This is a genomic window from Bacillus sp. FSL W7-1034 (assembly GCF_038593365.1).
Lineage (GTDB): Bacteria > Bacillota > Bacilli > Bacillales > Bacillaceae > Bacillus > Bacillus altitudinis.
This window is the reverse complement of the sequence record NZ_CP151989.1, coordinates 544401-561072: the sequence shown is the minus strand read 5'-3', so window position 1 is coordinate 561072 and position 16672 is coordinate 544401. Positions and strand designations below refer to the sequence as shown.

Sequence of the window (16672 nt, the reverse complement as noted above, 5' to 3'; positions counted from 1 at the left end):
TTTTTTGTTTACTCTGGTTTTAGCATCGAAAGAGCCACCCGACCTTTTGCCTGGTCAACGGAGTCTACCCAAACGGTCACAATATCACCGACTGATACAACGTCGAGCGGATGTTTCACAAAGCGATTGCTTAGCTTGGAAATGTGGACAAGTCCATCCTGTTTTACGCCAATATCAACGAATGCGCCGAAGTCTACGACGTTTCTCACCGTTCCTTGTAGCTCCATCCCTTGCTTCAAGTCCTCCAATTTCAACACATCTGTTTTCAAAAGAGGTTTTGGTACTTCATCGCGCGGATCACGCTCAGGTCTTGTGAGCTGATCAATGATATCCTGGAGTGTAATTGGACCAATGTCAAGCTGCTGTGCGGCTTCGTCTAGCTTGACCTCTGCGATTTTCTCTTTTAACTGCTCTGTACCAAGATCGTCTGGCGTCATCTTAATCATGCGTAAAAACTGTTTTGTTTCTTTATAGCTTTCAGGGTGAATACCTGTGCGGTCAAGTGGATCTTGTCCATCTGTGATGCGCAGGAAGCCGATACACTGCTCATATGTCTTTGCACCAAGCCTTGGGATATCCTTCAGCTCTTTTCTGCTTGTGAATCTCCCAATCTCTTCACGGCGCTTGACGATGTTCCCTGCGACGGCTTTTGAAAGACCTGACACATATTGCAGCAGTGCCTGTGAAGCTGTATTAACGTTCACACCGACTTGGTTAACAACCGTCTCTACCACAAAGGTTAACGAGCTGTTTAATTGCTTTTGACTCACATCGTGCTGGTATTGTCCTACACCGACAGATTTTGGATCTATTTTTACGAGCTCTGCTAATGGATCTTGTAATCTTCGAGCAATGGATATAGCGCTTCGTTCTTCGACTTGCAAGTCTGGAAACTCTTCTCTTGCCAGTGCAGATGCAGAGTATACACTTGCCCCTGCTTCATTCACGATCAAATATGAAACTGGCTGGTCCAGCTCTTGGATCAAGTCTGCGATGAATTGTTCGGTCTCTCTTGAGGCTGTTCCGTTTCCGATCGCAATGACTTCAATGTTGGATGATTGAATGATTTCTTTCACTTTTTGTTTGGCTTCCGCTTTTTTCTGCACAGGCGGGTGCGGATAAATGACGCCAATATGATGGACTTTTCCTGTATCATCCACGACGGCTAATTTACAGCCTGTACGAAACGCAGGGTCCACCCCAAGTACACGTTTCCCTTTCATCGGCGGTTGAAGAAGGAGCTTTCTTAAGTTTTCAGCGAAAATATGAATGGCTTGTTCCTCTGCTTTTTCTGTCAGCTCTTTTCGTATTTCCCGTTCAATTGAAGGCTGAATCAACCGCTTGTATGCATCATCAATGGCCGCTTCAATGTAAGGCCTCGCTGTCGTTTGCTTGCCTTTTAAGATTTGTTTATCGAGGTAGAAACGAATATTTTCAGCAGGTGGTTCGATGGTTGCTTTCAAAATCCCTTCTTTCTCGCCTCGGTTGACCGCGAGTACACGATGAGGCACAATTTTTTTAATCGGCTCTTGATAGTCGTAATACATTTCATAGACGTTTTTCTCGTCGTTTTCAACGTCTTTTCCTGATGTGACAAGACTTCCCTTTTGGTACGTCTCACTGCGAATCCATTTCCGCATATCAGGATCATCCGCAAGCTGTTCAGCAATGATGTGCTGGGCGCCCTCTAGTGCTTCTTCTGCGGTTGTGACTTCTTTTTCTTCATTGATAAAAGCCGATGCTTTCTTTTTGATATCATCGTTTGGCAACTGCAGTAAATACTCCGCAAGCGGCTCAAGTCCTTTTGCTTTGGCTACATTTGCCTTTGTTTTTCGTTTTTGTTTAAATGGTCGATATAAATCTTCGACCTCTTGCAGCTTATGCGCCTGTTCGATCTTCTGTTTTAATTCATCTGTTAATTTGTCTTGTTCAGCGATTAAGCGAATCACTTCTTCTTTTCGATTCGTCACATTTTGGATATATGTATAGCGTTCAGAAATGGTTTGAATTTGCACCTCGTCTAGTGAGCCTGTCTGCTCTTTCCGGTAGCGTGCAATAAACGGGACGGTGTTGCCATCCTCTAATAGCTGGATCACACTTCCAATTTGTTTTGTTGAAAGCTTTAATTCTGTCGCAATTTGTTTCAATAAAAAGTCAGATGTCTTCATACTTTGCATCCTCTCACTGTGTCTTCTCTTTTAGTGTATCAAAAAAACTGGCAAAACAGAAAAAAGGTCAGCTATTTCATGTAAGCTGACCAAGTACATAGGTGAGATCGTCTTTCTTGTCTTGTGTGTATGTTTCAAGTTCTTTTGCGATGTCTGCAACTGAATGGCTATGCTTTAAACACATTCGCATGTTTGGCACATTCAGCCCGTCTGAATACATAATGAATGTCGAACCTTTTTCGTAGGAATAGGTGTATGTTTTGTATTTTCTAGGTTTACCTGATAGATATCCTGATGTCGGAAGTGGATAAATATAGTCGCCAGAAGGTGCATTCAAGATAAAACGAATGTTACCAACCGAACAATAGGTAAACTGCTGTTGGGAAAAATTCACCTTTAATATGGCTACAGTGGCCCCGCGTTTATTTTTCATGGCCTGATTGCATCTATCAATGAGGGTTATTACATCCTCATGTCCATATTCTTCGACAATTTCGCTGACTAAAGAAGATGATTCATTGGCGAACTGGCCGCTGCCTAATCCGTCTGCTACAGCACAAATTAGTTCTTCATCATCTGCTTTAATAAAAAAACTGTCCCCGCAGCATGATTTTCCTTCTTTGTTCGATTGATAGATAATGGCGTTTACATGCTCATGCTGTTCGATCTGCTTCATTACCCTAGCTCCATAGACGCATCTTCTGACAATGCATCTCGTAGCTTTTTAACTGCCTTCCGCTGCAGCCTTGATACATGCATTTGAGATATGCCGAGTAAATCGCCTGTTTCTTTCTGGCTTTTATTTTGCAAATACGTGAGATTGATAATTTCTTTTTCTCTATCTGTCAGAACGTGAAGCACACTTTCAAGCATCATTTTTTGGTTTACACGTTCGTACCCTTCTTCTTGTGAGCCGACGACGTCTAAAATCGTCACAGTGCTTCCTTCAGAATCTGCCTCTACGCCTTGGTCAACAGACAGCGCTTGATAGCTTTTGCCCATCTCCATTGTTTCAAGAACTTCTTCTTCTGTTACATCTAGATATTCTGCGATTTCTTGTACTTTAGGTGACTTTTGCGTTTCCGTTGTCAGGTGATCAACTGCCATCTTGATTCTTGGTCCAAGCTCTTTAATTCGTCTTGGTACATGGACACTCCATGTTTTATCACGTAAAAAGCGTTTGATTTCCCCGATAATGGTTGGAATGGCAAATGCCTCAAATGATTTACCGACAAGTGGATCATAACGCTTAATTGCGCCAAGTAGACCAATCATTCCAACTTGTCTTAAATCCTCATGAAAGCTTTTTCCTTTGGAGTATTTCTTCGCGAGCATATCCACAAGATTTGTATAACACTCAACTAGTGTCAGCTGCGCCTGCTCGTCTTGGTTGGATTGATAGCTTTGAATGAGGCGATCCACTTCATCTTTAGTTAGTTTCATAGTTTTGGATGGTTGTGTCATGGTCAACTCGCTCCCTGTTTAAAAACTTTGTCATCGCCACGGTAACTCCGGAGTTTGCTTGCACCTCGACTTCATCCATCAATGTTTGCATTAAGTATAAACCAAGACCTCCTTCTGCCAATTGATCCACCGTATGAGCAGATGTGTACGGCCCTAGGTCTTCCTGCTTTTGCTTAAAGTCAAAGCTACCGCCTTTGTCTGCGACAATGATTTCTAGACGATCTTCGTAGACAAGAAAGCGAACCGCTACCTCTCCATCTTCACCGTCTTTTCCTTTATAGGCATGCTGAACTGCATTTGTACAAGCCTCACTGACGGCAATTTTTAAGTCTTCAATCTCTTCGTAGACATAGCCCATTCGGCTCGCTACGCCTGAAAGAGTCAGACGAATGATGCCTACATATTCTGGTTTTGCCGGTATTTTCATCTCGATTAGATCTACTGTTTCGTTCATTGTACCCCACCCTCTGACTTTGCAGAAATGTCAATGATGTCCTTTAGTCCAGTGATTTCAAACAACCTTACAAGCCGCTCTGACAAGTTCTCAAGCTTTAGTGTTCCACCTGCTTTTTGAGCTGCTTTAAACAACCCAACAAATACACCTAATCCTGTACTATCCATATACGTAACATCCTTCAAACAGATCTCTAGATGCTCGCCCGCCTCGGCTTTAGGCATGAGTGTTTCTCTTAGCTGAGGAGCAGAGTACACATCGATTTCTCCACTAACACTAATTTTCGTTTTTTGATCTATTTGATGCTCTTTTACAGACATATTCATTATGCATTCACCTCGAAATTCTTGTTTCCTTGAATTTTATATACCCGTCTATGCACTTTCTAAACCTTCCTTTTGAGGACAAGTAACGTAAAATCATCATGCAGCTGAAATTCTTGCAGCTTGAGTAAGCTGTCATAGATGGAATCAACCATTTCCTGAGCTGAATAGGATAGGTTCTCAGATATCAGGGCTTTGATATCCTCACGCTCTAGGAAGCCATCCTCCGATTTGGATTCTGTGACACCATCAGAGAATAAGATCACCATATCCCCTACGTCCAAATGCTTCTCATACTGCTTATAATCAAAATCTGGTGCAATTCCAAGCACAAGACCCTTTGCATCTAAATCGTAAAATTGATTCTCTTTTTTGCAATAGAAAAAGCCCGGCTCATGTCCAGCCGATGCGTACTTAAATTCATGTGTTTCTTTATTATAGCTGCCATAAAACATAGTGATAAACATGCTTGGGTCTACGTTTTGCTCGACCACACGATTAAGGGTTTTGAGCACTTTCGTTGGGCCGCTGCCTGACTCTGGCAAGGAATCCATCGCATACTTAATCATCGACATACAGAGCGCAGCTGGAATGCCTTTCCCAATGACGTCTGCAATCGCGATATTGATTGTATCGTGATCTGTTACGAAATGGTAATAATCCCCGCTCATCTGTTTTGCCGGCACACTGATGGCTCCGATATCAAATGTGTCTCCTTCTGGAATTTTCGTTTCCAGAAGGGTTTGCTGAACATTTGCAGCAATTTCAATTTCCGACTTAATTTCTTGCTGGATGCCTCTTAGTGTTAAATGCTCCTGGTAGGCAAGTCCGTATCCAATCATGACTTCAATTAAGAAGTCTAGTGAATGAAAGACATCTTCCGGCAAATCAGGGTAAAGCTCCTGAATCACTTTTCGGTGAACACTCACTATTTCTTCAGGAGGTATTTGATGCTCAATGGTTTTACGGCTAAATTTTTGAGCTTGATAAAGCGATGTTTCAGTTAAATCACTGATATAACGACTGAGCAGCTGATGGTACCGCTGCTCCATTACCTCCTTAAAATCCATGGTTCCCCTCCTAGCGAAGCCACTTGACAGCTTGTATCTCAGTTCCTTGTTCTGGTGCGGAATCTAATTTAAATTCATCCATCAGTCTTCTGACGCCCGGCAAGCCTGCTCCGAGTCCGCCTGATGTAGAAAATCCGTCTTCCATTACTTTACGTATATCCATGATGCCAGGCCCCTCATCGGCTGCGATGACTTTGAGTCCACGCTTTCCGCGCTCCATCACTTCTTCTATACAAATCTGACCTTTACCAGCGTATAAATAGATGTTACGAGCTAATTCTGAAATGGCCGTCGTAATTCTTGCTTGGTCAACTGTTCCAAAACCAAGTTCTTTTGCAACATTCCGCCCCAATTGTCTTGCTGCGACTATGTCCCATTCCGTCAATATTTTTACACAGGATTGGTCTTTCATATCTATTCCCCCAATTCCCGCTTCAGTGTCTCAAGCCCTTGTTCAAGATCTAGTGCTGTCTGAATTTCTTCCAGTGAAATGCCAAGTTCAATAAGCGTCACAGCGACTGCCGGCTGTATTCCTGTTAATACAACTTTTGCCCCCATGAGCTTGGACATGGTGATCACATCGCCTAATACCTTTGCGATAAATGAATCAATCATATCGACGGATGTTAAGTCAATGACCACACCGTTTGCTCCTGTTTCATGAATTTTATTCAGTAAGTCTTCTTGAAAGTGAAGAGCTGTTTGATCATCAAGCTCCCACTGTATTGAAATCAGAAGACAATTATATAATTTTAAGATTGGAATCTTCGGGTGATTTCTCAATTGGTTATCCCTCCAATGAAACAATTTTTCGATTTGTCATTTCCAAAGCAGTTTGAATTCCTTTTTGAAGGGTATTCTTTGTTGTAACCTGAGATAAATCAATTCCAAGGTTAACGATCGTTTGGGCTATTTCCGGGCGAATACCAACAAGTAAACACTTCGCTCCTACTAATCTCACAGCCTCTGACGCTTGAATAATATGGTGTGCCACCATTGTGTCTACGACAGGTACACCCGTGATATCAATCAGGACGACCTGTGAGCGATGTTTGACGACACCATTAAGCAGGTTCTCCATAATTTTTTTCGCACGATCTGTATCAATTGTGCCAACAAGTGGCATGACGGTGATGTGCTCAAACACAGGGATTAGCGGGGCAGAAAGTTCCTGCAGCGCAATTTTTTGAAGGCTGACGGTTTTTTCCCATGAGATGGAATACTGGTTTAAGATCTCATTATGGATGGGTGTGATGAATCGATCGATTTGCCAGATGAGGTCATGACTTTCTTGTGTTGTATCTTTGTCATCGTTCATTTTTTCATATAAATGTGTACGGATTTCCGTTAGACCGTTTGCCAGTAACTTAAGTGATATACCCATTTGAACGATTTTCAAAGCAAAATTTTGCACTTTTTCTTCAAAATCCTCATGATCCCCCTCTGAAAGGGATGTAATGATGAGTTGAACATATTCCGAACAGATGGTTTCATACATTTTGTCGTTCAGCATCATGTCCGTTTCTTTTTCTCCGAGTCGTTTTAAAATGTCCGTCCACTCTGTTTCTAATTCCTTTTGGTGCTTTCTTGCAAAAGCTAACACGATATGATTCGACATGTTTTACCCCCTACTTACATTTAAAGCTCTTCTTTAGTCTTTCTTCATTATAACGTTAAAAAAAATTGAACACAAAAAAAGTTGCTCCCAATAGAGCAACCAAGTATCACCATATTAAAAATCAATAAGAGCCAAACTAACTTGTAAGGCTTCATCAACCTTCTCCATCATCTCATCATCAAGATGTGTGATTTTATCTGTCAATCTTTGTTTATCGATCGTACGAATCTGTTCCAAAAGAATGACAGAATCTCGTTCAAAGCCGTAGCGCTTTGCATTAATTTCGACGTGAGTCGGTAATTTCGCTTTTTGTATTTGGGCTGTTATGGCTGCAACGATAGCAGTCGGGCTGAAGCGATTTCCAATGTCATTTTGAATCACCAATACTGGGCGAACCCCGCCCTGCTCGGAGCCAACAACAGGAGATAAATCAGCAAAGTAAACATCACCGCGTTTAACAATCAAATGTTTAACCCCCGCTGACTAATCGCTCAACTGTATTCTCAGCCTCAAACTCTGCGTATTGTGCTTCTGAAGAGATATTCAGATTAATTTTCGCCATCTCCATGTAGCCGCGTCTCATCGATTCACGATTTTGTCGAATATTACGTTCACGAATATACGTTTTTGTCGCTCGGTAGATCAATTCATTTCTTGTTACCTTATCCTGCTCTGCTACTCGTTCGATCTCAGACATTAAAGTCTCCGGCAGTCGAATCTTCATTTCGTTTGTTGCGCTGGATTCAGACAAAAAACATACACCTCCACAAAACTTACGGATTCCGTATCGATCCATTCCAAGACTAATCATACCATTATTCAATGCACAAGCAAAGCTGTTTTTTCATGATTTCTTATTAGAACATGAAGCGGCTCGCCACCCGTAAATCAAGATGATAATGGAGTTCCTCTTTCCCATTATACGCTTTTTTCCGAAAATCATACGGTATTTCCAAAATCTCTAAAAAAGGGAGAATGTTTACCCTATTTTTGTCGAATAAAAAAGAACGAAGTCAGTTTGACTATCGTTCTTTTTGAATGTTGTTTATAAAAAACTTGACCCGACTTGAAGGAGTGGATTCCGCACTTGCACTCTTTTGCCGTCTTCTATATATACTCTTGGAACACGGTGGCCAATCGAGCACGTGACTTCATAGTTAATGGTTTCAAGTCTTTTAGCGATTTCATCGACTGGTACCATGTCTTCTCCTTGCTTACCAATTAAAACGACCGGTTCCCCTACTGGAAGCTTGTCTTTCAGTTCAACCATGAATTGATCCATACAAACCCTTCCGGCGATCTTCCGGCGCTTTCCGCCAACAAGTACTTCCGTTCCTGCCAGCTTCCGGATCCATCCATCTGCATAGCCAACTGGAACCGTGCCGATCCACGTATCTTGATTGGCTGTATACGTTGCTCCGTAGCTGACACTCTCACCCTTTTGAATGTGCTTCACATGGGCAAGTTTTGTATGAAGAGACATAGCTTCTTCGAGCTTGAAAGGCAGTTCATCCTTGATTTCTTCTGACGGTGACAGCCCGTACATACTGATACCGAAGCGAACCATGTTAAACAAGACGTCTTTAAACCTTAGACCCGCTGCACTGTTGGCGCAATGAACGAGCAGCTTGTCCGTATGAAGCGGCTCAAGCAGTGTTTGAAAGGTGTCGACCTGCCGATCAAAGTAGGTCTCATCCTTTTCATCTGCTGTCGCAAAGTGAGTAAATACGCCTTCCAGCTGTAAATAAGAGTGCTCGCTGACAAGTTTTTTCACTTCGTTCACTTGCTCAATCGTTTTCACACCTAATCGGTTCATTCCGCTGTCTATTTTCAAATGAAATCGTATAGGCTGTCCCATCTGCCCTTTCATCATGTTGGTGACGTCTCTCAGCCAATCGATGGAGTATGCAGTCATGATGACATTGTATCGAACGGCGACTTTGACATATTCAGCAGGTACAGCGCCGAGTATCAGTATTGGTGCTTTGATGCCTTTATTTCTTAAAGAAATGGCCTCATCTAAAAAGGCGACGGCTAATACGTCTGCTCCTGCTTTGAGAGCAGCTCTTGTCACTTCTATATCTCCATGTCCATATGCATTGGCTTTCACCACAGCCATTAGTTGAACATTTTGACCGATATGATCTTTCATATGTGAAACATTATGCTTGATTGCTGATAAATTAATTTCTGCCCATGTGTCTCTATAAAAGGCGTTTGTGTCCATCCGTCACACTTCCCTATTGAATGATTCAATCCCCTCATATGATACTAAAAATCAGGAATAAAGTGAAACAAATCAAAGAAGATCAGCCCTTGTATAGGGCTGATCTTTCATTTCTAAGGCTCTCGCCTGAGGTATTTATTTAGCTGACTGGCCCTCTACACTCTTTGCAACCATCAAGAGCTCTTCCTTCGATAGATCACTTGAAGAAATCAAGTAGTCAACTCCATCAGATGTCCAAGAAAGAGATTTGTCTGTCAGAACACCCACTGTCATGCCAAGATCGACTGGCTCGCCGTTCATTGTCACAGGCGTAGACGCTTCTGCTACCCGCGCTTTTTCCTGAATGAGTGTGAAGGATTTCTTTCCGCCATACGTCATCACATAACGCTTCCCGGCATCTGTTGTCATTTCTTTCTCTTCCATTTTCTTCACGCCCTCTGGCATATCCACAGGCGTTTTCACCGCAAAGCTGTCAGATGGATCTGCACTTGTGGCAACATCCATTTGAGAAAGTGTCATATTTTTCTTCTCATCAAAGGCGTCTTTGTCAAAGGATTTGTTGAATTCAAAGTGAGAGAATTCTACTTTCACCATTGGCTTTTTATCGCTATCCAGTACTTTCACACTAGCAGGCGCCATTGTTTTTTTATGAAAGGTAATCTCTTGGGTCGGCAGCATTTGGTTGTGCTGATAGTTGGTTTTTGTTTCAAAAACGTACTTCGACTCTTTTGCTTTGAACTGAGCTGCACTGTCATTTTTAATGTCTTTCACAAGTGATTCAAATAAATACACCTGACTGCTGTTGTTCGGCCAATCGCTGTGGAAGCGGAAGCTTTTGTTTAATGAAGGTGTCAGCACAAATACACCATTGCCATTTCTTAAAATGACTTGACTCTGATCCTTCTTCGGATTTTCTAAGTAGACACGGTAAAGCTCCGGCTTCTTGTACCAAATTTCCACATGGTATTCCTGCGGATCATTTCCTGTCTCAATGGTCATTTTTGCTTTGGCTTTGTATGATGTCATTTCCTCTGCCTTTTTGTTTAAATCTCCAACGATATCCTGTTGAGATTTTTGACCGCATGCGGAGAGAATCAGTACAAAAAGGATCCCCGTTACAAGCAAAACAAAGCTTTTTCTCACCCTTTTCAACCCCTTCGTTAATTGTGTTAAAAGGAAGAAACCGCTTGTTTGACTTTAACAGTACGCCTCAAGAGTTAACTGCGTACCGCGAACCATCAAAGCCTGTTAGCAACTCGCCCTTCCTTATCGCACTACCCAATATATGAAGGGGGGACAAACAATATGCAGACTAGCTTGACAACCTTTCAATTAAAACTTGTGCTGCAGCATATTCTTTTGTGTGTGTAATGGATACATGAACGTAGTCTTCTTTTGTTTTCTCACTTTTGATGAGAGGTTTTCCGTTCGCATCTTTTTGTATCTCGATGTCGTGAAAGCTGACATACTGACCAATTCCCGTACCGTATGCTTTTGCGAATGCTTCCTTCGCCGCAAAACGTCCTGCCAGAAACTCCAGCTGTCTCTTTTCACTTAGTGTGCGAAAGACTTCCTGTTCACGTAAAGTCAAAATTCGTTCTGGTAAACGGGGCTGCCTGCTAAGCACTCGTGACAGCCGGCCGATCTCTACAATATCCATACCGATTCCTTTAATCATGAGGTACCTCCTATGATACTCGTACTAATTTGGATGTTCGCTTCATAAACGTGTTACTATAAACTTACCATTATCTAGTCAAAAGGGGTTTGTTATGTTTATTCGAACGGAGAGCTTTCAACAATTTATTAGATCGTATCCAATCGTAACAGCGATCCTTGCTTTGCAAATCGGCCTATGGCTTTTATTTGCGATCCCTATTCCAATGATCCAGCTTGGGCAGGACCATCTCGTTGGTTTTAATTATGGTGTTGCAGCAGGAGAATGGTGGCGGCTTTTAACGCCTATTTTTCTTCATGGAAGTCTGACACATATTCTGTTCAATTCCATGTCGCTCTTCCTATTCGCTCCAGCACTTGAGTATTTGCTTGGAAAGGTTCGATTTCTTGTGATTTATCTGGGTGCTGGATTCATTGGCAATCTCGGAACCTATTGGGTGGAGCCTTTAGAGTACGTACATGTCGGGGCTTCTGGTGCGATATTTGGTTTATTTGGCGTCTATCTTTATCTTGTCCTATTTAAACCGCATATGATGGACCGTGGTAATTCTCAGGTCATCTTAACGATTCTCGGCGTTTCTGTCATTATGACGTTCGTCAACTCGAACATCAACATCATGGCCCACTTATTTGGATTGATAGGCGGCATGATCCTAGCACCGATCACCCTATTCTTCCATTCAAAAAAACGACGCTATTAAGCTCATAAAAAATGTCGATCACTCCGTTTAACGGGAGCTGATCGACATTTTTTGGTTTAAGTTGATTGATTCGTTTCATAGGAATACCAATCGCATACACGTGCAGCGTCTTCCTCTTCAAGGTGATGCACACCAAAGGAATCAAGCAAGGCAGAGGACTTCACAAAGGTGTGAATACTTGCCACTCGCCCTTTCTTTTGAAAATAAGATTGGGTCACCGTATAGTTTTGCATTCGTTTTCTTAAAACAATTCCGGTGGTCTTGCCGATACCTCTTGTCGTTAATTGAATCAGTTGATCTTTGATCACATATCCTGATTGTTTATAGGCTAAATACCCAAAAAACAAGGCAAATGGTAATGGAATCAGCGCCAAATATCCCCATGGTGGAAAACGTACAGAAAGGATTATACCTACAAGTAATGGAACAAATCCGTAAGATATCAGATAACGTTTTAGTGAACGCTTCGGCACTTTTTTCAATTCACTTTCTGGTGCCAGCTGATATTGATCTGTAAATTGCGTTAACAATTCATTGATTTTTTTCTTCCGTATGAGTGGAAATAAGACAGAAGAAGTCTCTTTTTCTGTAATGGAACCTCCTGCGCTGACAAGCATGACCGTCGCAAAACCAAATGGTTCACGCAGAATATTTTCTTTGATTTTCACTGCTTGAATTCTCGCAAGCGGAATGGTCATTTGATGCCTTTCGATGAGTCCTCTTGTGATGATGATGTCTTTCCCTTTTCGTTTTGCGGTAAAATTCGCATATTGAAGGGCTGTTACCCCAACACTAAGAATCCACGCAATCAATACGGCAATAAATATGAGAATCGCATAAATCTCAACACTCGCATGACTTAAAAAAGAAAACCGTTTGAAGAATCCGTCCAAAGGCAGAATTTCATCTATTTGTGTGTAAATGGCGAGACACCCAGAAATAATGACGCCGATTCCGCTTGAAGTGGTCGCAGCCAAAAGCAGCTCTGGTATACCCATTCGGTAGGAAACACTGATTTCTTTTTCTACAGGCTGTTGCGCTGTCAGAGGATCAGGGAGATCTAAATTTTCATCATTCATTTCTTCTTGTTGCAAGCTTTTCTTCCGGTTGAAAATCGATTGCTTTAATTGCTCAGCTTCTGCTTTTGTAATGGCCGTCAGGCTCACTTCAGGTCCATCCGTCCCGCCTGCCGTTTCGATTTGCACCCGAACCAAACCGAAAATCCGCTGGAAGATGCCTTCACTTGTATTCACCGTTTGAATTCGTTCTAATGAGATATACTTTTTCTTTTTGGTGATGACACCTGATTCTACTCGAAATTCATCGTCTTCCATTCGGTAGGTGAATCGTCTCCATGCTAAAACGGTTGAAACAGCTTTCCATAAAAGAAGCACACCAAGAATGATAAACGCATAAAAACGAATACTTGAATTCGAGTTCACAAAAATAAGCACGAAAAAAGGGATAATGAAGTTTTTGATCATGGATACGGCATCTGATATAAAATCAATGAACATCGAGATTGGATGTACACGTTTTGGTTCAGACATCATCTTCCGTCACCCTTGCTAATCGAGATATGTAATCGCGAAGCTCATCTGCCTCTTCTAATTCCAGTGCCGGAATATCATGCACTGTCGCAGCAGTAGAAATTTGAACAGAGGCCAATCGGTAGCGCCTTAAAAGCGGCCCTTGAGATGTATCCACATGCTGAACACGTACCATTGGCACAATGACACGTGTGACACGAATCAGTCCGTGCTGTATTTCAATTTCGTTCTCAAATACTTCGTAGCGCCAGATGTGATGGCGGATTTTCGGTATGAGCCAGATTCCGAAGATGACCTGTAAAATCCACAAACCGATGAGGATGGCTCCAATCCAATATGGCCATTGAAAATAATAACTAGCTACAAATACCCCAATGATGATGAATAAGAAAATCAATGAGATAATTCCATTTTGAAGACGCCATACTTTTAATCCATTTAAGCTGATTTGACGTTGCGGCTGTTTTCTCACATTCTTCCCCCATTCTCTTACTTTTCTATCAATATATTACGAAAGAAAGCCTAAAAAGTTTCATTAGGCCTGTTAAAAAAAGCGAACCCTGCAAAGGATTCGCTTTTGAATTAGTTGTTATAAGATTTCTTTTGACGACGATCGTTAGAAGAACGATTGCGGTCATTTGAAGAACGCTTTTTATCACCGTAAGATGAACGGCTTTTTCCGCGATAGCCGCCTCCGCCGCCACCGTCTCTACGTTTTGAAGAGCTGCGGTTGTTACGATTGCGTTTTGAAACCATTGGTGCTTCATCTGTCAAACGAACAGGCGTTGCATCTGGCTCTTTTGTCATCATTTTGATGGCAGCCGCAACCACTGTAACAGAATCATGATCTTCTAATAATTCAGCAGCTGCTGTCATGTAGAAGTTTAAGTTGTTTTCACTGATGATTGTGCGCAGACGATCAATGGTTACTTGTTGTTGTCCTTCGATTGCCTCATCTAGTGTTGGTTCTTTCATACGATCCATTTTACGTTTAGTCGTTTGCTCGATCGCACGAAGCATATCTTTTTCACGTGGTGTGATGAATGTCATCGCCATACCTGTACGTCCAGCACGTCCAGTACGTCCAATACGGTGTACATAGCTTTCTGGATCTTGTGGCACGTCAAAGTTATACACGTGTGTTACGCCTGAAATATCAAGTCCACGTGCTGCAACGTCTGTTGCTACAAGCACATCGATTGAACCTTCTTTGAATTTACGAAGCGCAACCATACGTTTCGCTTGAGTCAAGTCACCATGAATTCCTTCAGCTGTATAACCTCTAAGGTTCAGTGCTTCAGTCAATTCGTCAACGCGGCGCTTTGTACGGCCGAAGACAATTGAAAGCTCAGGTGATTGAATGTCAAGAAGACGAGTCAATGTATCAAACTTTTTACGTTCATGGATATCCAAGTAGAACTGCTGGATGTTAGATACAGTCATTTCTTTCGCTTTTACTTTTACGTGTTCTGGGTTTGTCATGAAACGTTCTGCAATACGCTTAATTGGTGCAGGCATTGTCGCAGAGAATAAAAGTGTTTGGTGTTCACTTGGTACATTTGAAAGGATCGATTCAATGTCTTCGATGAAACCCATGTTTAGCATTTCGTCTGCTTCATCAAGCACGACTGTTTCAACATTTTGAAGACGCATTGTACGACGGTTAATGTGATCGAGTAAACGTCCTGGAGTCCCTACGATGATATGAGGATTTTTCTTGAGCGAACGGATTTGGCGACCGATATCTTGTCCACCGTAAATCGGAAGTACGCGCGCACGCTTGTCTTGGCCAATTTTGTATAGCTCTTCAGATACTTGAATCGCTAATTCTCTTGTTGGCGCAATGATAATCGCTTGGATATTTGGAGACGCTGGGTCGATTTTTTCTACAAGAGGAATACCAAACGCTGCAGTTTTTCCTGTTCCTGTTTGTGCTTGTCCAATGACATCTTTATTCTGAAGACCGAGAGGAATTGTTTCCGCTTGAATCGGTGTTGCTTCTTCAAATCCCATGCGGTTAATAGCTTTCATGAGACTTTCGCTTAATTGAAAATCTTGAAACGTTATAGTCAAATTATTCAAACTCCTTCTAATTGCTGTTTCAGTAATCTCGTGAATGATCATTAAAAACTGCCCTTTGTATGAAAGGACAGGTCCATTATATACAAAGCCCGAATTACCCTACATTATATCTTACCATTACACTATTTGTTTTTCAACAAGACAGAAATGGATATATCTACTGCTCGACAATGACCGATTCACCTTCACTTTGATCTCCGTCCATCCATTTCCACTTTTCAAACAGTTGAATTTTTCCGTTATCCAGCTGCTTAGGAGTGGAATGACATGAACCGCTTCTCATGCTGCCATCCTTACTTACATGATGATATCTAAAATGAAGTGCTCCGTCTATATTCACAGTTCCTACAAGCACGCCAGATTGAATACTGCCGCCTTGATATGTGCCCGTTAAAATATTCCCGTCCTGACGATATTGAAATATGGTTCCTTCCGATACTTCCCCATTGCTCGAATTAGACTGCGGGATAAAGGTTTTTCCGTCATATTGAAACAACCGAATCGACCACCTTTTCTTACCTATTGTAACATAGGCCTGTCACTCATTCGACAAAAATGATGCAAATTTTAACAAGTGGGATTCAATTTATATTAGTTTAGCCACATTTTAGCTTTTCTATAGATTAAATTGTTTTTTTTAGAAATTGTTCGACTTTCTCAAACAATTGCTGTGCACAAGGCTCATGACAAACGTGATGTTTACAATCAGGTAAATAGAACATTTCTTTCTGACGGGACGGGATTTTATGATAAATGAATTCCGCACTAGAAGCGGGGACGATCCCATCACTTTCACCTTGAACGATCAAGACAGGTAGATGAAGCTTTTCAAGAGAACCTTTCGTTTGCTTCACCAATTTCATAAATTCTACAGCAGCTGATAGCGGTGTACTCGTCAGCTTATGACGATATCGATCATACAATGGGTTCGTATCAATCAAACCAGACAAGGATTCCTTCACCATCTGCCTTGTGTCTTGAATCATTTGTTTTGGGTTTACATATTTAGCAGCAGCACTTAACAGAACAAGACGGGCCACTGGATACTTCGCTGCTAAATATGAGGCAATCATCCCGCCCATAGAAAAGCCGATCAAATAAATGGTGTCACATGTTCGGTAAAGGGATAAGAGTTCTAATTCAGCGGTGGCAATCCACTCCTGATAGAGAATGCCTTTGAGCTGAAGTTCCTCCCCATGCCCCGGAAGCGTGACAGATTGTACCGTCCAATCTGTCGTCTGCTTTAAATATTCCGCAAGCGGCTCTACTTCATACGGGGCACCAGTAAAACCGTGTATACATAGACAGCCAATCACCCTGTCACCTTCTTTGCCGATC

The 16672-nt window shown here is 42.0% G+C and carries 20 protein-coding genes; 1 reads left to right on the top strand and 19 read right to left on the bottom strand.

All coding sequences use genetic code 11. The features are described 5' to 3' along the window. Positions 1-8 precede the first annotated feature (8 nt). The 14 genes from NST73_RS02685 to acpS all read right to left on the bottom strand — a co-directional run bounded on the left by NST73_RS02685 (position 9) and on the right by acpS (position 11002). A complete protein-coding gene (locus NST73_RS02685) occupies positions 9-2168 on the bottom strand; it encodes a Tex family protein (protein ID WP_144680392.1) in 2160 nt (719 codons plus the stop codon). 76 nt (positions 2169-2244) lie between these two features. After that, positions 2245-2844 carry a PP2C family serine/threonine-protein phosphatase gene (locus tag NST73_RS02680; protein WP_024719202.1) on the bottom strand — a complete coding sequence of 200 codons (600 nt, stop codon included), beginning with the start codon at positions 2842-2844 and terminating at the stop codon, positions 2245-2247. After that, positions 2844-3632 (bottom strand): RNA polymerase sigma factor SigB, encoded by a 789-nt coding sequence (sigB, locus tag NST73_RS02675; protein ID WP_012009000.1) that lies wholly within the window; start codon positions 3630-3632, stop codon positions 2844-2846. Before sigB ends, NST73_RS02680 begins: the two co-directional genes overlap by 1 nt. Further along, positions 3598-4086 (bottom strand): anti-sigma B factor RsbW, encoded by a 489-nt coding sequence (gene rsbW, locus NST73_RS02670; RefSeq protein WP_108611672.1) that lies wholly within the window; start codon positions 4084-4086, stop codon positions 3598-3600. Before rsbW ends, sigB begins: the two co-directional genes overlap by 35 nt. Next, positions 4083-4412 (bottom strand): anti-sigma factor antagonist, encoded by a 330-nt coding sequence (locus NST73_RS02665; RefSeq protein WP_017358393.1) that lies wholly within the window; start codon positions 4410-4412, stop codon positions 4083-4085. Before NST73_RS02665 ends, rsbW begins: the two co-directional genes overlap by 4 nt. Before the next feature lie 59 nt (positions 4413-4471). Continuing rightward, on the bottom strand, positions 4472-5479 hold the full coding sequence (locus NST73_RS02660; RefSeq protein ID WP_017358394.1) for a PP2C family protein-serine/threonine phosphatase: 1008 nt from the start codon (positions 5477-5479) through the stop codon (positions 4472-4474). Between the two features lie 10 nt (positions 5480-5489). Further along, positions 5490-5891: an anti-sigma regulatory factor gene (locus NST73_RS02655; RefSeq protein ID WP_003214085.1), complete on the bottom strand. Its 402-nt coding sequence runs from the start codon at positions 5889-5891 to the stop codon at positions 5490-5492. A 2-nt stretch (positions 5892-5893) separates the two neighbouring features. Next, positions 5894-6262, bottom strand: coding sequence for an RsbT antagonist protein RsbS (rsbS, locus tag NST73_RS02650; protein ID WP_003214235.1), 369 nt, complete (start codon positions 6260-6262; stop codon positions 5894-5896). A 4-nt stretch (positions 6263-6266) separates the two neighbouring features. Further along, complete coding sequence (locus tag NST73_RS02645) at positions 6267-7097, bottom strand: RsbT co-antagonist protein RsbRA (protein ID WP_017358395.1); 831 nt, start codon at positions 7095-7097, stop codon at positions 6267-6269. A 114-nt stretch (positions 7098-7211) separates the two neighbouring features. Then, on the bottom strand, positions 7212-7562 hold the full coding sequence (gene ndoA / locus NST73_RS02640) for a type II toxin-antitoxin system endoribonuclease NdoA (RefSeq protein WP_003214169.1): 351 nt from the start codon (positions 7560-7562) through the stop codon (positions 7212-7214). 4 nt (positions 7563-7566) lie between these two features. Continuing rightward, positions 7567-7848, bottom strand: coding sequence for a hypothetical protein (locus tag NST73_RS02635; protein WP_012008995.1), 282 nt, complete (start codon positions 7846-7848; stop codon positions 7567-7569). A gap of 294 nt (positions 7849-8142) precedes the next feature. Next, positions 8143-9324: an alanine racemase gene (alr, locus tag NST73_RS02630; RefSeq protein WP_144680394.1), complete on the bottom strand. Its 1182-nt coding sequence runs from the start codon at positions 9322-9324 to the stop codon at positions 8143-8145. A gap of 135 nt (positions 9325-9459) precedes the next feature. Then, on the bottom strand, positions 9460-10476 hold the full coding sequence (locus NST73_RS02625) for an outer membrane lipoprotein-sorting protein (protein WP_007496489.1): 1017 nt from the start codon (positions 10474-10476) through the stop codon (positions 9460-9462). A 160-nt stretch (positions 10477-10636) separates the two neighbouring features. Further along, positions 10637-11002: a holo-ACP synthase gene (acpS, locus tag NST73_RS02620; RefSeq protein WP_017366663.1), complete on the bottom strand. Its 366-nt coding sequence runs from the start codon at positions 11000-11002 to the stop codon at positions 10637-10639. 94 nt (positions 11003-11096) lie between these two features. On the opposite strand from acpS, the gene NST73_RS02615 reads away from it, so the two are divergent. Continuing rightward, positions 11097-11702 carry a rhomboid family intramembrane serine protease gene (locus tag NST73_RS02615; protein WP_007496491.1) on the top strand — a complete coding sequence of 202 codons (606 nt, stop codon included), beginning with the start codon at positions 11097-11099 and terminating at the stop codon, positions 11700-11702. A 56-nt stretch (positions 11703-11758) separates the two neighbouring features. Here the strand turns inward: NST73_RS02615 and NST73_RS02610 are convergent, their stop codons facing one another. The 5 genes from NST73_RS02610 to NST73_RS02590 all read right to left on the bottom strand — a co-directional run bounded on the left by NST73_RS02610 (position 11759) and on the right by NST73_RS02590 (position 16650). Then, the gene (locus NST73_RS02610) at positions 11759-13255 is read right to left on the bottom strand and encodes a PH domain-containing protein (RefSeq protein ID WP_342499360.1); all 1497 of its coding nucleotides are present in this window, start codon (positions 13253-13255) and stop codon (positions 11759-11761) included. Further along, positions 13245-13724 carry a PH domain-containing protein gene (locus NST73_RS02605; protein WP_008346922.1) on the bottom strand — a complete coding sequence of 160 codons (480 nt, stop codon included), beginning with the start codon at positions 13722-13724 and terminating at the stop codon, positions 13245-13247. The genes NST73_RS02610 and NST73_RS02605 overlap by 11 nt, the downstream gene beginning before the upstream one ends. A gap of 110 nt (positions 13725-13834) precedes the next feature. Further along, on the bottom strand, positions 13835-15325 hold the full coding sequence (locus tag NST73_RS02600; protein ID WP_041507152.1) for a DEAD/DEAH box helicase: 1491 nt from the start codon (positions 15323-15325) through the stop codon (positions 13835-13837). 166 nt (positions 15326-15491) lie between these two features. Next, positions 15492-15830, bottom strand: a complete 339-nt coding sequence (locus NST73_RS02595) for a n-acetylglutamate synthase (RefSeq protein WP_113767287.1) — start codon at positions 15828-15830, stop codon at positions 15492-15494. 127 nt (positions 15831-15957) lie between these two features. Next, positions 15958-16650 carry an alpha/beta fold hydrolase gene (locus tag NST73_RS02590; protein ID WP_061418035.1) on the bottom strand — a complete coding sequence of 231 codons (693 nt, stop codon included), beginning with the start codon at positions 16648-16650 and terminating at the stop codon, positions 15958-15960. Positions 16651-16672: the final 22 nt, after the last annotated feature.

What these genes read in the sequence shown, in the direction of transcription:
- NST73_RS02685 (WP_144680392.1), bottom strand. Translation starts at nt 2,168, where the DNA reads ATGAAGACATCTGACTTTTTATTGAAACAAATTGCGACAGAATTAAAG.
- NST73_RS02680 (WP_024719202.1), bottom strand. Translation starts at nt 2,844, where the DNA reads ATGAAGCAGATCGAACAGCATGAGCATGTAAACGCCATTATCTATCAA.
- sigB (WP_012009000.1), bottom strand. Translation starts at nt 3,632, where the DNA reads ATGACACAACCATCCAAAACTATGAAACTAACTAAAGATGAAGTGGAT.
- rsbW (WP_108611672.1), bottom strand. Translation starts at nt 4,086, where the DNA reads ATGAACGAAACAGTAGATCTAATCGAGATGAAAATACCGGCAAAACCA.
- NST73_RS02665 (WP_017358393.1), bottom strand. Translation starts at nt 4,412, where the DNA reads ATGAATATGTCTGTAAAAGAGCATCAAATAGATCAAAAAACGAAAATT.
- NST73_RS02660 (WP_017358394.1), bottom strand. Translation starts at nt 5,479, where the DNA reads ATGGATTTTAAGGAGGTAATGGAGCAGCGGTACCATCAGCTGCTCAGT.
- NST73_RS02655 (WP_003214085.1), bottom strand. Translation starts at nt 5,891, where the DNA reads ATGAAAGACCAATCCTGTGTAAAAATATTGACGGAATGGGACATAGTC.
- NST73_RS02645 (WP_017358395.1), bottom strand. Translation starts at nt 7,097, where the DNA reads ATGTCGAATCATATCGTGTTAGCTTTTGCAAGAAAGCACCAAAAGGAA.
- alr (WP_144680394.1), bottom strand. Translation starts at nt 9,324, where the DNA reads ATGGACACAAACGCCTTTTATAGAGACACATGGGCAGAAATTAATTTA.
- acpS (WP_017366663.1), bottom strand. Translation starts at nt 11,002, where the DNA reads ATGATTAAAGGAATCGGTATGGATATTGTAGAGATCGGCCGGCTGTCA.
- NST73_RS02615 (WP_007496491.1), top strand. Translation starts at nt 11,097, where the DNA reads ATGTTTATTCGAACGGAGAGCTTTCAACAATTTATTAGATCGTATCCA.
- NST73_RS02610 (WP_342499360.1), bottom strand. Translation starts at nt 13,255, where the DNA reads ATGATGTCTGAACCAAAACGTGTACATCCAATCTCGATGTTCATTGAT.